Origin of the sequence: Desulfurivibrio modestus (assembly GCF_044068625.1) — a bacterium.
Taxonomy (GTDB): domain Bacteria; phylum Desulfobacterota; class Desulfobulbia; order Desulfobulbales; family Desulfurivibrionaceae; genus Desulfurivibrio.
The window spans coordinates 1-16668 of the sequence record NZ_JBIPKH010000015.1 but is presented as its reverse complement, the minus strand read 5'-3'; the positions used below and the strand labels follow the sequence as shown (position 1 = coordinate 16668).

Genomic DNA, 16668 nt, shown 5'->3' with positions numbered 1-16668 from the left:
CATGCGTCTGACATCGCTCTATATCGGCCAATACAAGAACCTTCGGGACTTTTCCCTGAGCTTCGACGGCAGCAGCTTTATCGATGTCTTTGTCGGCAAGAACGGCACCGGTAAATCCAACCTGTTCGAGGCGCTTATCGAAATATTCCGTCATATCGTCGAGTTCGATCGTGACAAGGCTGCCTGTGAATTCAATTACCGCATCGGCTTCGAGATCGACGGTAAGGCCACCGAGCTCGGCTGGAACTCCGGAAAGCTGACCATAGGCGGCAAGGAACGAAAAACCATCGGCAAGACGCCGCTGCCGGACAATGTGCTGATCTACTACTCCGGCCACAACGACACGGTGGCAAAGCTGGTCGAGCAGTATGAAAAGGCCTTCCGCAAACGCATCAAGCACGCCGATTTTGACGCGGCGCGGTATTTCATCGGCATCGGCCCGGACTACAAGGAGCTGTTGCTGGCCGTGCTGCTGATGCAGGCCGACACCTGCAAGGCGCGGCAATTTATCTGCCAGAAGCTCGGCATTGAAACTGTGGCCTTAGAAGCGAAGGTGGTGCTGGCACGTCCCGCCTACGCCGCCGATTCCCGTTTTGATATCGAATTCAACGACGAAACCGACCGCTACTGGCAGCCGGAGGGGATCACCCAAACCTTTCTCGACCGACTCCATGGCTGCATCAACACCGCCACCGGCAGCCCGGTGCGCTCAGAGGGTTATTTCTCCGAACCAGCTCGTTACATCCTCTATTTCGATATCGCCAAAATTCGGCAGGAATTCGCCGACCTAACCCCCCAGGAGCTGTTTCGCCAGCTCGACAACCTGAAGACCCTGGGGATGCTGGCCGAGATCACCATCCCCCTGCAACTGGCCGGCGGCGTGGATGCCACCATCGCCCACTTCAGCGACGGCCAGTTCCAGTCGGTGTATATCTACTCCATCGTCGAGCTGTTCAAGGACCGCAACTGCATCACCCTGCTCGACGAGCCCGACTCCTTCCTCCACCCGGAATGGCAGTTCGACTTCCTCAAACAGGTCTTCGAAATCACCGACACCACCGCCAAAAACAACCATGTGCTGATGAGCAGCCATAGCGCGTCGACCATTACAAATGCCAATGAGAGCGTCATCAACCTGTTTGAATTTGACGGCTCTACTGTTGTCTCAAAGAAGGTCAGGAAAGCTGATGTCATTAAGTCGCTCTCTGCAGGGTTAATTTCATTTTCCGAGAGTGAAGCTCGGTTAAACATTCATCACGTTCTCAAGAATACTACCGGAGCCGTCTTGTTTACTGAGGGGATCACCGATGAGATGATTCTTGAAACTGCGTGGTCGAAACTTTTTCCGACCGAGGAACGCAATTTTGAGATACAGAATGCGTTCAGTTGTGGATTCCTTCGCAACCTTATTAAAGACAATACGCTTTACCAAAATCACCCAGGACGAACCTTTTTCTCTGTTTTTGACTTTGATGAGGCATACAACGACTGGAACCAACTTGGACAAAATGTGCAAACCGATCCATGTCAGTGTTTGGTGAAAAAACACAATGCTTATGAAAGTTACGCGATGCTTTTACCCGTGCCCGCCAACGGGCAAATTCGCAATCAGGTAATCAACCCACATACCGGCGGTAATTATGGCAATAAGTCATTACTGACCATCGAGTTGTTGTTCCATGGCGTACCAGGTTTAGATCAATACTTTGTTGTCGATACCGATCGGACAGATGGCTTTATAAAATTTGTCAGCGATGGCCAGAAAGTAGCATTCGCCAAAGATGTTGTGCCAACCCTGGCCCCGGCCTGCTTCGAAGTCTTCCGACCCATGTTCGAGTTCATCAAGACGAAATGTCCGGCTGGTGCGGAAGGAGAGGAGGTTGCGCCATGAGCAAGCCCTCCACCTACCAGCCGCCCTACACCATCACCCCGGAGATCCTGAACCGGGTCGCCGCGATCAGCGAGGCCATCGGGCGGCTGAGCGTGCTCACCGATCAGGCCAGATCCTTGCGGCTGCGGCGCATCAACCGCATCCGCACCATTCACGGCTCGCTGGCCATCGAAGGCAACACCCTGAGCGAAGCGCAGATCACCGCGATTCTGGAGGGCAAACGGGTGATCGCCCCGCCCCGCGAGGTGCAGGAGGTGAAGAACGCCCTGGCCGCCTACGACCGGTTCCACACCTGGAAGCCAGATGCGGAAAAGGACTTGCTGGAGGCGCACCGGATCCTGATGTCCGGCCTGATCGACGAGGCAGGGCTGTATCGGCACGGCGGTGTGGGGGTGATGGCGGGCCAGCAGGTAATCCACATGGCCCCGCCCGCCGACCGGGTGCCGCAACTGATGGGTGACCTCTTTGGCTGGCTGGCCGCCACCGACGCCCATCCGCTCATCGCCAGTTCGGTCTTTCACTACGAGTTCGAATTCATCCACCCCTTCGCCGACGGCAACGGCCGCATGGGGCGGCTGTGGCAGAGCCTGATTCTGGCCCGCTGGAATCCTCTGTTCGCCGACATCCCGGTGGAAAGCCTGATCTTCGAGCACCAGGCCGAGTACTACCAGGCTATTCAGGAAAGCACCCAAAAGACCGATTCCGCGCCGTTTATCGCCTTCATGCTGTGGATGATCCTGGATACGGTGACCAGTTCGACCCCGGAAGTCGCACCGGAAGTCACCCCGGAAGTTCGACTGCTCTCAGCTCTTGCCGGAGAGATGACCCGGCAACAGCTCAAAGAGGCGCTCGGGTTGAAAGACGATGAACATTTCCGCAAGGCCTACCTGCTCCCGGCTCTGGATGCCGGACTGATTGAAATGACTATCCCCGACAAGCCGCGCAGCAGCAAACAGAAATACCGCCTGACCGACAAGGGCCGCCAGGTGATGGCCCAGCACGGTGGTGGATAACTCGCGACAAAATGTCGGTGATGGTGAAAACCGGGTGGTAACGCAGCTATTCGAATTTTTCGAATAGCTGGTAAAGACGGCTTCGGTATGGCAACTGTTAAGCAATGCTTATGAGATGGGGTCGACTAAGTAATCGATCAAGTAGATTTTCGCTCCACCTCTCTGCCAGACTTGGTCTTGAACAGTAGAAGATCTCCGGCGTCACCCGGTGCTGCTCGACCGCCGCGACCGCGACGAGCCAATCGACCACCGAGCTTTTGCGCACCCGGTGGCCGAGTTTGGAACTGGTTTTAGGGGCCATGGTTCAGTTTACTCTCCACCCAGGTTTTCACGCGTCAAAATCGCGTTAAGCGCCAGATTGATATAGTAGTTTGAGCGGCCGATTTTCCGTTTCTCAAGGAAACCTCCCCCGGTCAGGGCGTTGAGGTACTTGGTGGCGGTCAGCCGGGAGACCTTCAAATCGCGTTCGATGAATTCGATCTTGGTGTATGGGTGGGTAAAGAGGTTATTGATGAGGTCCTGGCTGTAAAACTTGTACTGACTGCGGATGCGGTGCTTGGCGTCCAGCAGGGCGGCCTTGATGGCGTGGATGGTGACGATGGTTTCCCCGGCGGTTTGCTCCACAGCGGTCAGCATGTAGGCGACCCATTCCTCCCAGGCGTCCCGGTCGCGCACTGCTTGCAGCAGGCGGTAGTAGTCGGTTTTGGTTCGGACGATATGGCGGCTGAGGTAGAGCACCGGGATGTCCAGTAGCCCTTCCTTCACCAGATAGAGGACATTGACGATTCGGCCGGTACGGCCATTGCCGTCATAAAACGGATGGATGCTTTCGAACTGATGATGGATCAGGGCCATTTTGATGAGCGGGTCGGCGTCAAAAGTTGCCGGATCGTTGATGAACCGCTCAAGGTCGCGCATCAGGGCCACGATGGTGGCGTGATCCTGGGGCGGGGTATAAACGGTGTCGCCGGCCCCGTTTTTCAGTGCGGTTCCGGGCAGCCTGCGCATCCCGGCGCTGTTTTGTTCCAGCTCCGCCTGGATCGCCTCGATATGATTAAGGGTAATGATGCCGTTCTGCCGCACGGCCTCAAAGCCGACCCGCAGGGCCTGCCGATAGCGCAAAACCTCCTTGGTTGCCGGATTGGCAGGGCCTTCGGGAAAGGCATCGTCTTTGAACAGCTCGGCGTGGGTAGTGACAATGTTTTCGATGGCGGAACTGTCTTTGGCCTCCTGCATGCCCAGGGCATTGATGAGTATACCCTGATTGGGGATGGAAGCGGCCACTCCCTTGAGTTAGGCAAGTTTGCGGCTGGCGGCAGCCATTTTTTTTAAGATGGCGGCCGTCTCGAAACGACCAGGCGGCAGGTGGTGTAAAGGCGGAATTTCAATCATGGCCATACCTTGTCATATCGAAAAAACATGTATAGAGAAATCGGTTTTTGTATGCATGTTGTCTGCCTCATGTATAGAACATGGCCGGATAATATGTTCAACGGGTTTCATCGTCCGACGATTCCGCTCCCGCCTCGCTGATTCCTTTGTTAAGCTTCGCTGTCCCTTCGATCATCCGGTTAAACTCCGCCGCTACCCTGGCCTCGAAGTCGTGCGGTAGGCTGAAAATGATGGGCATGAAAACTCTGATTATTCATTGACCTGCATCGGGGTTCGGGGTACTTGATGAGTTTTCACAGCATTGATCCCGGAAACGGCACTAATCCCTTCTTTTGCAAAAGAGCGAGCCGGTCAAAATGAAAAAAAGCCAGAAAACCACGCCGCTGCGGCCGGAGCGCGGCTGCGGACGAACAAAAGCCGGCCGCGCTGCCCTCCCAAAGGTTCAGCCCACGCCCGAACCGGCCGGATCGGCCGGTAATGCGCGGCGGGACCCCTTCCTCCTGGACGGCGAAGAGCTGCGGCGGCTCTGCGACGAGCAGCAGTTCCGCCTGGGGCTGGCCGCCTTCAAGGAACACCGGGTGCTCGAGGTCGATTGCGCGGACGATACCCTGCTTGCCACCGTCGAGGACGACGCAAGCGGCGGGCCGCTTGCGGTGCGGATCGTCTACGCGAACGGGCGGTTGTCCTTTGCCTGCGACTGCGCCCCGTCGGACGGCAGCCCGGTCTGCCGCCACCAGGTGGCGGCCCTCCAGGCCCACGCCGACCGCCGGCAGACCGACCGCACCCTGCTCGGGGCCGCCGACATTGCCATTGCCGAGCGCACCAAGCGGGGCCTGGCCGAAGTGGAGGTGCAGCCGGCGAGCGGCGAGCCCTGGTTTGGCTCCTGGCTTGCCTCGTCGGTCGCCGCCGCCACCCATTTTCCCCAGAACCACCGGGTGACCATCCGCAGCCTCAAGCGCCGGGCCAACTTCTGTTCCTGTCCCGATTTCGCCAACAACCGGCTCGGCACCTGCAAGCACATCGAGGCGGTGCTGCACCGGGTCCGCAAGCACCCGGAGTACGAAAAATTCAAGGACCAGGCGGCCCCCTTTTCTTACGTCCATCTGGCCTGGGACGTGGCCGAGGCGCCCCGCCTCCGCCTGCACCGAGCGCCGGAGGTGCGGCCCGAGCTGGCGGCCGTCTGCGACCGCTATTTCGATGCGGCCGGCTTTTTCAGCGGCCGGCTGCCCGATGATTTTTTCCGTTTCGTCGAGCTGGTCGAAGAGCGCTCCGACCTGCATCTCGGCGAGGATGCCGTCGATTTCGCCAACCATCTGGCGGCCGCCGCCGCCCGGCAGTTGCGGGCCGAGGCCATCGGCCGCGAGATCCGCGCCTCCGGCGGCCAGCTGCCCGGCGTGCGAGCCCGGCTATATCCCTACCAGGTGGAGGGGGCGGCCTTCCTGGCCGGCCGCGGCCGGGCGCTGCTGGCCGACGACATGGGCCTCGGCAAGACCCTGCAGGCGATCGCCGCCGCGGCCTGGCTGCGGGAGCGGGATGGACTGGAGACCGTGCTCGTGATCTGTCCGGCTTCCCTCAAGCAGCAGTGGGCCCGGGAGATTGAACGGTTCACCGGCCTGCCGGTCCAGCTCATCGAGGGGCCGCCGCCGGAACGCGGCGCCCAGTACCGGCGGCGGGCCGCCTTCTCCATCGTCAACTACGAACTGGTGCTGCGCGATCTGGCGGTGATCAACGACACCATGCGGCCGGATCTCGTCATTCTCGACGAGGCCCAGCGCCTCAAGAACTGGCGCACCAAGATCGCCTCGGCGGTGAAGCTTGTCGGCAGCCGCCACGCCTTCGTGCTCACCGGCACGCCGCTTGAGAACCGGCTGGAGGATCTTTACAGCCTGATGCAGGTGGTGGACCCCGGGGTTCTCGGGCCGCTCTGGCGCTACCTGGTCGATTTCCACGTCACCGATGCCCGCGGCAAGGTGCTCGGCTACCGCAACCTGTCGGTGCTCCGCCGGCGGCTGGCACCGGTCATGCTGCGCCGCGACCGGCGCCTGGTGCGCGACCAGTTGCCGGAACGCATCGTCCAGCAACTTGACGTGGCGCTGACCGCCCGCCAGCGCGACCTGCACGACGAGGGACTGGCCAGGGCCGGCCGCCTCGCCCGGATCGCCCGTAAGCGGCCGCTCACCCCCACCGAACGGAACCGGCTGCTCGCCGCCCTGCAGCAGGCGCGCATGGCCTGCAACGCCGCCGGACTGGTCGACAAGGAGACCAAGGGTTCGCCGAAACTCGACGAGCTGACCGCCCTGCTTGACGAGCTCTGCCTGCAGTCCGGGCTCAAGGCGGTGGTCTTTTCCCAGTGGGAACAGATGACCCGCCTGGTGGAGGATCGGCTGCGCAAGATGGGTCTCGGCTACGTACGGCTGCACGGCGGCGTACCCACCGCCCGGCGGGGTGCCCTCATGGACCGCTTCCGCGACGACGACGCGGTGCAGGTCTTCATCTCCACCGATGCCGGCGGCGTCGGCCTCAACCTGCAGGCGGCCTCGGTACTGGTCAATCTCGACGTACCCTGGAACCCGGCGGTGCTCGAGCAGCGCAACGCCCGGGTGCACCGCCTCGGCCAGACCCGCACCGTGCAGATCATCACCATGGTGGCGGCCGATTCCTACGAGGAACAGGTTCTCGCCCTGGTGCGCGGCAAGCAGCAGCTGTTCGACCACGTGGTGGGCGAGGAGGCATCCGAGGATGTGGTCGGGGTGTCGAAGAAGCTCCTCGACACCCTGATCGACAACCTGGCCGAGCCGGAGCAGCCGGCCGACGACAAGGAAGCGGCGGTCGGCGAGGAGACGGAAGACCAGACCGCAACCGAGCCGGCCGGTGCCGCCGAAAAGACGGCGGCACCGGCGGCGACCGGCATCGAAGCGGCGATCAGCCGCGTTATCGAGGAGCTGCAGCAAACCTTCGGCGCCCGACTCGAGCGAATCTACGGCGCCGGCGGCGGGCTGGTGGCGGTCATCGACCGGGTGGAGCCCGACGACGACCGGCTGGCAGCCCGGCTGTCGGCAACGGTGGCGGTGGCACTCCTCGACCGGTTGGCGGTCCAGGGACTCGCCCGGCTGGGGGCCGCCTCGCCGCTTGCCGCGGCCCCTTCCTATTACGACGCGACCCCCGAGCCCACCGGCAGCGGCCGCTCGCTGCTCGCCCTCCGGGCGGCGGAAAAGCTGCGAGCCGCCCGGCTGCTCCTCGACCAGCAGCTTACGGAAAGCGCGGCGGAACTGCTGCTCGCCGCCCTGCTCGCCGCCGCCGCCGACCGGGCCGGCCGCGCTATCCCGATCGAACCGCGGGAGGTCGGAGTCTGGGTTTACGGCGAGGCTCTGCCCCGAGGAGTGCTCAGCCAGGAGGAGGGAACGCTCCTGATGCGGGCCGCAAGCTTCGCCCAGAGCGGCGCGGTGCCGCCGGAACTGGTCCACGGCCTCGCCGCCGAGGTCGAGGCCTTTGTCGGAGCGTGAGGGCGGCCGGATCGTGGGTCTCGACTTCGCCACCCTGGAACTGCTCCGCCGGAACCACCCGGCCTGGCGGTTGCTGTGCGCCCAGCACGCGCCGCTGGTGGCCGGGTTTCTGCACCGGGTATTTATTGTGCCCAATGTGCGGAATCTACCGCAGGCCGATCTGGTCGAAGCACTGGAAGACGAACTCTTTGCCCTGCGCGAGCAGCTTGGAGCCGAGGCCTTTCCGGGAACCGCGCACAGCTATCTCAACGACTGGGCCGAAAACGACAAGGGATGGCTGCGGAAATTCTATCCGGCCGGCACGGATGAACCACACTTTGACCTGACCCCGGCGACGGAAAAGGCCCTGGCCTGGCTGGAGGGTTTGACCGCACGAGCCTTTGTCGGCACGGAATCCCGTCTCCTCACCCTGTTTGCGCTGCTGCGGCAGATGGAAGAGGGAAGCCAGACCGATCCGCAGGTGCGGATCGCCGAACTGCAAAAACGCCGCAGCGATATCGACGCCGAAATCGCCCGCATTCTGGCGGGCGATATTCCGCTGCTGGACGATACGGCGCTGAAGGACCGTTTCCAGCAGTTTCTGCAACTGGCGCGGGAACTGCTGGCCGACTTTCGCGAGGTGGAGCAAAATTTCCGCACCCTCGACCGGCGGGTGCGCGAACGCGTTGCCCTGTGGGAGGGGGCCAAGGGGGCGCTGCTCGAAGAGATCATGGGCGAGCGGGACGCCATCGCCGATTCGGACCAGGGAAAAAGCTTCCGGGCCTTCTGGGATTTCCTGATGTCCCAGTCCCGGCAGGAAGAGTTAAGCCGCTTGCTCCAGCAGGTGTTGTCCCTGCCGCCGATTGCCGCCATGCACCCTGAAACCCGGCTGCAGCGGGTACACTACGACTGGCTGGAGGCGGGAGAACACACCCAGCGCACGGTGGCCAGGCTTTCCGAGCAACTGCGCCGCTTTCTCGACGACCAGGCCTGGCTGGAGAACCGGCGCATCATGGAGATCCTGCACGGCATCGAAAACCATGCCCTGGCGCTGCACGAAGATTTCCCCCCGGGAGATTTCATGCCCCTGGCCGAGACTGCGGCCAACGTCGAGCTCCCCCTGGAGCGGCCTCTTTACCGGCCGCCGTTCAAGCCGCTCCTGACCGGGATGGCACCGGATGAAGGGGATGCGGAGGTGGATACGGCGGCGCTCTACGCGCAGATCGTGGTTGACCGGGCCGAGTTGCGTAAAAATATCCGCCAGGAGCTGCAAAACCGCAGCCAGATCAGCCTTGCCGAGGTGGTTTTGCGCCACCCGCTGCGTCAGGGGCTGGCCGAACTGGTTACCTACCTGCAACTGGCCGGAGCCTGGCCCAGCACGGCCGTGGATGAAGAGGCGCGGGAACAGGTAAGCTGGCAGTCCGACACCGGCCGCATCCGCCAGGCGACTCTACCGCGCATTATCTTGCTGAGGGACTGAAAGGAACCGATGATGGAGCACGCAGATATCAACGATTCCGGCCATTTGGCCAATCCGGCCCATGAGCTGTCGGCAGTGGTGGTTCCCCTGTTAAAGGGGGTGATTTATCAGGACGAAAATCCGGGATTGTGGGGCTCGCTGCTGAAGCTGCAGGCGAGTGTCCGGGACTACGTGGCGGTACTCGGCCTGGAGCTGATGCTCGACGAGGCGGAAGGATACGCTTTTCTACGCGCCCGGCCGGAAAAGGATGACGACGGCGCAGCGACCATCCCGCGTCTGGTTGCCCGGCGGCAGCTCTCCTATCCGGTCAGTCTGCTGCTCGCGCTTTTACGCAAAAAGCTGGCCGAGTTTGATGCCGGCGGCGGCGACACCCGCCTGATCCTTTCCCGGGATGAGGTGGTGGAGTTGATCCGGATTTTTCTCCCGCCCGGCAGTAACGAGGTCAAACTGATCGATCAGGTCGATGCCACCCTGAACAGGATCGCCGAACTGGGTTTTGTGCGCCGCCTGCGGGGACAAGGGCAGATGATCGAAGTGCGGCGGATTATCAAGGCGTTTGTCGATGCACAATGGCTGGCCGACTTTGATGAGCGGCTGGCGGAATATCGGCGGCAGCTTGCCGGGGCCGTGGAAGGGGGCGAAGGTGGCTGAGCCGCTGTTTCTGGGATTTATCGCCGATGACCGGCTGGCCGGCTTTCGCCTGCAACGGCTTGAGGTCTTCAACTGGGGCACTTTCGACGGCCGGGTCTGGACACTGCGCCTGGGTGGAAAAAACAGCCTCCTCACCGGTGATATCGGTTCCGGAAAATCGACCCTGGTCGACGCCGTCACCACCCTGCTGGTGCCGAGCCATCGGGTGGCCTACAACAAGGCGGCCGGAGCCGACAGCCGCGAACGGTCGCTTAAGTCCTATGTGCTCGGCTATTATAAATCGGAGCGCCAGGAGACCCTGGGCAGCGCCAAGCCGGTCGCCCTGCGCGATTTCAACAGCTATTCGGTGATTCTCGGCGTTTTCTACAATGCCGGGTATAACAAAACGGTCACCCTGGCGCAGGTCTTCTGGATGAAAGATGCGAACGCGCAGCCGGCCCGCCTGTACGCGGCCTGCGAACGCGATCTTTCCATAGCGGCTGATTTTTCCGGATTCGGCCGCGAGATTAGCGGCCTGCGCAAACGGTTGCGCGCCCGCGGCGTCGAACTGTTCGACAACTTTCCGCCCTACGGTTCCTGGTTCCGTCGCCGCTTCGGCATTGACAACGAGCAGGCGCTGGAGCTGTTCCATCAAACCGTCTCCCTCAAATCGGTGGGGAACCTGACCGACTTCGTGCGCAGCCACATGCTGGAGCCCTTCGAGGTCGCGCCCCGCATCTCCGCCCTGATCGGCCACTTCGAGGATCTCAACCGGGCCCACGAAGCGGTTCTCAAGGCCAAACGGCAGGTGGAGGCGCTTACGCCCCTGGTGGCCGATTGTGACCACCACCAGGAACTGGCGCAAGCGGCGGAAAATCTGCGGGCCTGCCGCACGGCCCTGCGCCCCTGGTTCGCCGCCCTGAAGCTCGACCTGCTCACGAAACGTCTCGGCTCGCTGGCCGAGGAGTTGAACCGGCACCGCCTGGCCGGTGAGGGGCTGGAGGAACAGCGGCGCGCCCAGCAGGAAGAGGAGCGGCGGCTGCGCCGCGCCATCGCGGAAAACGGCGGCGACCGAATCGAGAACCTCGGCGCCGAAATACGCCGGAAACAGGAGGAGCTGGAACGCCGCAAGCGGAAAGCCGCCCGCTACGAGGAGCTGGTGCGGGTACTGGGAGAAGATCCCGCCGCGACCCCGGAAGAATTTCTGCGCCAGCGGGCTGAAACCGCCACCTGGCGTGAAACGGCCGCCGAAGCTGAAGCGCAGGCTCAGAATGATCGCACCCGGGCGGAAGTTGCCTTTGCCCAGGGGCGGCAGGAATACGATCAACTGCAAATTGAAATCACGGGATTGAAGGCCCGGGTCAGTAATATCGACCAAAAGCAGATCACCATGCGGCGTTCGCTGTGCCAGGCGCTGAATCTGGCCGAAGAAGAGCTGCCGTTTGCCGGTGAGCTGCTGCGGGTTCGTGAGGACCAGCGCGACTGGGAAGGAGCCATTGAGCGGCTGCTGCGCGGCTTCGGTCTGTCCCTGCTGGTGCCGGATCGTTATTACCCGGGGGTGGCCGAATGGGTTGACTGCACCCACTTGCGGGGGAGGCTGGTCTATTTCCGGGTGCGGGAGGGGGGCCGCCAGGATTTGCCGGCGCTCCATCCCGAATCCCTGGCGCGCAAGCTGCAAGTCAAATCCGACTCCCCCTTTTACGACTGGCTCGAACGCGAGATTGCGCACCGCTTTAATCTGGCCTGTTGTCTGTCTCAGGAGCAGTTTCGCCGCGAGACCCGAGCCCTCACCCGCGCCGGGCAGATCAAGGCCCCGGGAGAGCGGCATGAAAAGGATGATCGGCATCGCCTCGATGATCGCGGCCGCTATGTGCTGGGTTGGAGCAACACCGAAAAAATCGCGGCCCTGGAAGCGCGGGCCGGACAGCAGGAGACGCATCTTGCCGGACTCGGCGACCGCATCAGCGCTCTGCTGGAGGAACAGTCGGCCCTCAAGGAGCGGCTCTCGCTCCTTTCGAAGCTGGACGAATACTCCGATTTCCGCGACCTGGACTGGAAGCCGGTGGCGGTGATCATCGAGAGGCTCGCGGCGGAGAAACGCGATCTGGAGGCCGCTTCCGATCTGCTCAAAACCCTCACGGCGCAATTGGCCGCGCTGGAAGAGGAGTTGAAAGCGACGGAAGAACGGCTTAAGGAACGAAATGACAAACGAGCCAAAACCGAGCAGAAAATCAGTGACGCGCAGGCATTGCACCAGCAGACGCAAGCCCTGCTGGCGGCAGCGGCCGCGGATTCCACCCGGCGGTTTACAACCCTGGAAGCGATGCGTGAGGAGGCCCTCGGCAGCCAGTTGCTGACGGTGGAATCCTGTGACAATCGTGAGCGTGACATGCGCGACTGGCTGACGGGTAAAATTGATGCTGAAGACAAAAAACTGGCCAGGCTGAGCGAAAAAATCATCAAGGCGATGGCCGAGTATAAAAAGGACTGGCCATTGGAGACCCGGGACGCGGATGTCAATCTGGCTGCCGGTCCCGAATACCGGGCGATGCTGGATCGGCTCCGGGCCGACGACCTGCCCCGTTTTGAAGGGCGTTTCAAGGAACTGCTCAATGAGAACACCATCCGGGAGGTGGCGAATTTCCAATCCCAACTGGCCCGCGAACGGGAAAAGATCAAAGAGCGCATTGCCCGGATCAACGAATCGCTCACCCGGATCGACTACAACCCCGGCCGCTACATCAGTCTCGAAGCGCAGATGAATCTTGACGCCGAGATCCGGGAATTCCAGAGCGAGTTGCGCGCCTGTACCGAGGGGGCGCTGACCGGCTCGGAGGATACGCAATACTCGGAAGCGAAATTCCTCCAGGTGAAGCGAATCATTGAACGGTTCCGTGGCCGGCAGGAATACTCCGAGCTGGATCGGCGCTGGACGGCCAAGGTGACCGATGTGCGCAACTGGTTCGTGTTTGCCGCCAGCGAGCGTTGGCGCGAGGACAACGGTGAATTTGAACATTACGCGGATTCCGGGGGAAAATCGGGGGGCCAGAAGGAAAAACTCGCCTACACGGTGCTCGCCGCCAGCCTGGCCTATCAGTTTGGTTTGGAATGGGGAGAGGTGCGCTCGCGCTCTTTCCGCTTCGTGGTGATCGACGAGGCTTTCGGTCGGGGTTCCGATGAGTCGGCCCAGTACGGCTTGCGGCTATTCGCCCAACTCAATCTGCAACTGCTGATTGTCACGCCTTTGCAGAAAATCCATATCATTGAACCTTTTGTCGCCGGTGTCGGGTTTGTTCACAATGAGGACGGTCGCAACTCGGTCCTGCGCAACCTGAGCATCGAGGAGTATCGGGCCGAGAAGCAAAGGATGCGGGATGAAGTGGACAACCCCGGCTGATCTCAAAGCGCAGGCCCATAAGCTCTGGGAGCGCGGTTTATTGCTGGCCTCCCTGGCTGGCGGGGAGCCGCTCTTCCCCCGGCGCTTGACGCTCAGGGGACCCGATTCCAAGGCGCTGAGCGAACGGTTTGCCGAGGTGCGGGAATGGATCGCCCAATTGGCCGGAGCCGCCGGGCACTATCGCATCGCGTGGCGCAGCGTCGACCACCGCGTCCTGGGAACCAACGAGATCCCGGCGGAAATCTGGATCGATACCCTGGAGGATGCCCTCGGACTGATCGGCAAGCGCCGGGCGGCAGAGCAGTTTGCCGCGCTGGTTGAACTGACCGGAGAGAGGCAGCCCGAACTGCTCCCCTGGCTGGCCAAGCGACCGCTGCGCGCTTTGGCCCTGGCCGAGGAGTGGCCGCGACTGCTGGCAATTGTCGCCTGGCTGCGCGAACACCCCCGCCCCGCTGTTTATCCGCGCCAGATCAACCTGCCAGGTGTTCATACCAAGTTGCTTGAAGGACATCGCAGCGTGCTGGCGGAACTGCTCGATCTTGCCTTGCCGGAGGAGGCCATTGATGCAACACGGACGGGCATTGGCGGATTCTGCCACCGTTATGGCTTTCTGGACAAACCTTCACGGGTACGCTTTCGGATGCTGGACCCGAATATCCGGCTGCTGCCGACGGAAGCCGACCAGGATATCACCCTGACGCAGGCCGCCTTCACGTCGCTTAAGTTGCCGGTATCGAAAGTGTTCATCACCGAAAACGAGATCAACTTTCTGGCTTTTCCGGATGTTCCCGAGGCGATGGTGATCTTCGGAGCGGGGTACGGATTTGACAATCTCGCCGCCGCCCCTTGGCTGCACGAGAAAGAAATCTACTATTGGGGGGATATCGATACCCACGGTTTTGCCATTCTCGACCAGTTACGGGGGCTCTTGCCCCACACCACCTCCTTGCTCATGGACCGGCGGACTCTCCTGGAACATCGATCGCTGTGGGGAGTTGAGGCCCAGCCCGCGACGGGAAGCCTGGCGCGGTTGAATGCGGAGGAAGCCGCTCTTTACGCGCAGCTGCGCCAGAATCATTGGGGTAACCGAATCCGGCTGGAGCAAGAGCGGATAGGGTTTAATTTTCTGCTTGAGGCCCTGATAAATTTGTGAATTTCAAGAGATCAGAGGTGGACCCGGTTGTTCGGACAGGTCGGCGGCAGACAGGATGAGGAGAGGGTTGGATTTTATTGGGGGAGTAATGTGAACGTGAACAAGAAGACAGAATCCGTAAGTTTCCGCGCCTGGGCACCGAATTTCGATCAGTGGCCGAAGAGCTGGATGGGCGTTGAGGAAGACCTCGCCTACGGCCGGAAACTGTTGCCCTGGTTTGCCGGTTTTCTGCAGGCACTTTATGCCGAAGGAAAGTCCCGCAAGACCTTTGCGCAATACCGTGACAACCTGTGGCTGCTTGGTGGGACCATCATCCGCCAGGTTTCCCTGTATGAGGAATATTCAGGCGACCCACTGGAAAAGCTGGCCGAATCGGTGGCCGATGACGGCATACTACCGGATCATTATGACCAGATGACCCAGGCTGAATTAAGAGCCTTCGAGCGCATGTGCCGCAGGTTCGAAAAATATCTTGGGTCTTCGTCTGTGCCGACATCAAGGGTGTCGGCGCTACCGCCTTGATCACTATCTTTCCGGAGAGACGAAGAAAGTGTCGGGCGGCGGCTGAATTTTTTTTTCGTGCCTGCTCTGTTGGCCCTGGATACGTTGGATGAGTCGGCACCGAGGGTGCTACTCGTCCGGTTATTGGGCGGGTTTTGTTTTTCTGCCTATTGCCCGGCGAATTGCGGCGCTTTCCGGCAAATTCAGCAGAAACCGCCAGACTGGCACCACGTCAATCTTGCCGGAATCAACCTTTATCTGCTCTTCCTCGTTACGGGTCACGATGATTCCTTGCGACAGTTTCAGTTCGGTCATGGCCTCGGCAAGCGCTGCGGTTTCCCGTTTGCGGGTTTGCTGGTCGGCCATCGATTCACAAACCTGAACCAGCATGCGGGACGGCCCCGATCGGCCGGCGATGAAATCAACCTCCCGGCCCGCCCTGGTCTTGTGGTAAAAGATCTCCGGCGTGATCCGGCGCAGCGCCGTGAACACCAGGTTTTCCAGGAGATGTCCCGAGTTGACCAGAATGCCGGAGCTGATCGAGGTCACCAGCGCGTGATCGACGCAGTAAATTTTCTTTGGGTTGACCTTGGCCCGGGCCAGCGAAGCGTCAAAGATGCGCACCGTAAACAGAACGTAGGCGTCTTCGAACCATTCGAGATAATCGGAGACGGCGGCTTTCGGCGCTTTGTGACCCAAGGATTTCAGATAGCCGGTCAGGTTGTTGATGGAATAGAGAGACCCCGTATTGTCCACCAGCCAATGCGCCAGATCCGTGACCGCCCTGGGGTGAGAGATAGCATGGCGTTCAACGAGGTCGCGGAACAGCATTGGGCCCCAATACTCCTGGTGGGTCTTGATCCGCAGCCTCCGGTTAAGTCCTACGACCTCGGGGAAGCCACCGGTTTCCCAGTACTCCTCGAATGCCTTCTGGATGGTCAGACGTTTTTTGGTTGAGAGTGGCCCGTGATGCTCGACCCCCTTGTAGTCGAGAAACTCCCGGAATGAAAAGGGGAACATTTCCCAGGAGAGTGCCCGTCCGCGCATCTGGGTCGCGATCTCTCGCGAAAGCATCTGAGCCGACGACCCGGTGATGTACACCTCGCACTTTTCCATGCGCAGCAAGCGGTCAATGAAGGGCTCCCAACCGGGCACGACCTGGATCTCATCAAAAAAGCAATAAACCTTCTCCGCATTCTTTTTTTCCGGATAGAGCGAGAAGTAGGCTTCCAGAATCACACCCAGGTTGTCATGTTGCAGACTGTGCAGGCGATCATCGAAAAAGTTCAGATAGAGGATGTTCTGACGGGAAACACCGGAATCCTCCAGCTTCTTCATCAGCTGGAACATGAAAGTCGATTTGCCGCTGCGGCGCACACCGATGCAAACCGTGGCTTTGCCCGGCATCGGCGAAACGGCAACCCGTCTGGGCACACCCGTCGGCAGATCAATTTCCTGAAAATCGAGGATGATCTCTTTGAGCATGTCAATCATGGCGAAACCTCCGGCTATCAATTTTTCCGATTAATGCCGCAACTGGAAACAATTATTGCCGGTTACTAATAAAAATGGCAAGAAATTTTTCTGGTTGGCCGGCCTTCTTAGCTCTTTATTTTATGATTTACTATTAAAGCAAAAGATGGACGGATGTTATTTTAGGCTCGCGGTGGGCGGGATGAAGCGAAAACTCCAGGGCAAGATACGTGACCATATCGACGGTGGGTGTGAG

General features: G+C 60.7%; 10 protein-coding genes and 1 pseudogene. 9 read left to right on the top strand and 2 right to left on the bottom strand.

Translation table 11 applies throughout. The features are described from left to right. Nucleotide 1: 1 nt before the first annotated feature. Entirely contained in the window at nt 2–1891 is a 1890-nt protein-coding gene (locus tag ACHHRT_RS09790) for an AAA family ATPase (RefSeq protein ID WP_395499589.1), read from the top strand. Next, nucleotides 1888–2904 carry a Fic family protein gene (locus tag ACHHRT_RS09785; protein ID WP_395499588.1) on the top strand — a complete coding sequence of 339 codons (1017 nt, stop codon included), beginning with the start codon at nt 1888–1890 and terminating at the stop codon, nt 2902–2904. The genes ACHHRT_RS09790 and ACHHRT_RS09785 overlap by 4 nt, the downstream gene beginning before the upstream one ends. A 309-nt stretch (nt 2905–3213) precedes the next feature. On the opposite strand, the pseudogene ACHHRT_RS09780 reads toward ACHHRT_RS09785, so the two are convergent. Continuing rightward, nucleotides 3214–4296: pseudogene (locus ACHHRT_RS09780) on the bottom strand (Fic family protein). A gap of 332 nt (nt 4297–4628) precedes the next feature. On the opposite strand from ACHHRT_RS09780, the gene ACHHRT_RS09775 reads away from it, so the two are divergent. The 6 genes from ACHHRT_RS09775 to ACHHRT_RS09750 are packed head-to-tail and all read left to right on the top strand — an operon-like array spanning nt 4629 to nt 14960. After that, nucleotides 4629–7799 carry a DEAD/DEAH box helicase gene (locus ACHHRT_RS09775; RefSeq protein ID WP_395499586.1) on the top strand — a complete coding sequence of 1057 codons (3171 nt, stop codon included), beginning with the start codon at nt 4629–4631 and terminating at the stop codon, nt 7797–7799. 13 nt (nt 7800–7812) lie between these two features. Beyond that, the gene (locus ACHHRT_RS09770; protein ID WP_395499634.1) at nt 7813–9258 is read left to right on the top strand and encodes a DUF3375 domain-containing protein; all 1446 of its coding nucleotides are present in this window, start codon (nt 7813–7815) and stop codon (nt 9256–9258) included. A gap of 9 nt (nt 9259–9267) precedes the next feature. Continuing rightward, complete coding sequence (locus tag ACHHRT_RS09765) at nt 9268–9909, top strand: DUF4194 domain-containing protein (RefSeq protein WP_395499585.1); 642 nt, start codon at nt 9268–9270, stop codon at nt 9907–9909. After that, the gene (locus ACHHRT_RS09760; protein WP_395499584.1) at nt 9902–13285 is read left to right on the top strand and encodes an ATP-binding protein; all 3384 of its coding nucleotides are present in this window, start codon (nt 9902–9904) and stop codon (nt 13283–13285) included. The genes ACHHRT_RS09765 and ACHHRT_RS09760 overlap by 8 nt, the downstream gene beginning before the upstream one ends. After that, nucleotides 13263–14438 (top strand): DUF3322 domain-containing protein, encoded by a 1176-nt coding sequence (locus tag ACHHRT_RS09755; RefSeq protein ID WP_395499583.1) that lies wholly within the window; start codon nt 13263–13265, stop codon nt 14436–14438. The genes ACHHRT_RS09760 and ACHHRT_RS09755 overlap by 23 nt, the downstream gene beginning before the upstream one ends. 27 nt (nt 14439–14465) lie before the next feature. Next, entirely contained in the window at nt 14466–14960 is a 495-nt protein-coding gene (locus ACHHRT_RS09750; protein WP_395499582.1) for a hypothetical protein, read from the top strand. Nucleotides 14961–15080: 120 nt separating this feature from the next. On the opposite strand, the gene ACHHRT_RS09745 is transcribed toward ACHHRT_RS09750, so the two are convergent. Then, on the bottom strand, nt 15081–16433 hold the full coding sequence (locus ACHHRT_RS09745) for an ATP-binding protein (protein WP_395499581.1): 1353 nt from the start codon (nt 16431–16433) through the stop codon (nt 15081–15083). A 55-nt stretch (nt 16434–16488) separates the two neighbouring features. Between ACHHRT_RS09745 and ACHHRT_RS09740 the strand changes: the two genes are divergently transcribed. Beyond that, the coding region (locus tag ACHHRT_RS09740) for a hypothetical protein (protein ID WP_395499580.1) at nt 16489–16668 on the top strand (180 nt) is incomplete at its 3' end.

Coding starts and splice junctions, on each gene's coding strand:
- ACHHRT_RS09755 (WP_395499583.1), top strand. CDS start 13,263: ATGAAGTGGACAACCCCGGCTGATCTCAAAGCGCAGGCCCATAAGCTC.
- ACHHRT_RS09745 (WP_395499581.1), bottom strand. CDS start 16,433: ATGATTGACATGCTCAAAGAGATCATCCTCGATTTTCAGGAAATTGAT.
- ACHHRT_RS09785 (WP_395499588.1), top strand. CDS start 1,888: ATGAGCAAGCCCTCCACCTACCAGCCGCCCTACACCATCACCCCGGAG.
- ACHHRT_RS09790 (WP_395499589.1), top strand. CDS start 2: ATGCGTCTGACATCGCTCTATATCGGCCAATACAAGAACCTTCGGGAC.
- ACHHRT_RS09765 (WP_395499585.1), top strand. CDS start 9,268: ATGATGGAGCACGCAGATATCAACGATTCCGGCCATTTGGCCAATCCG.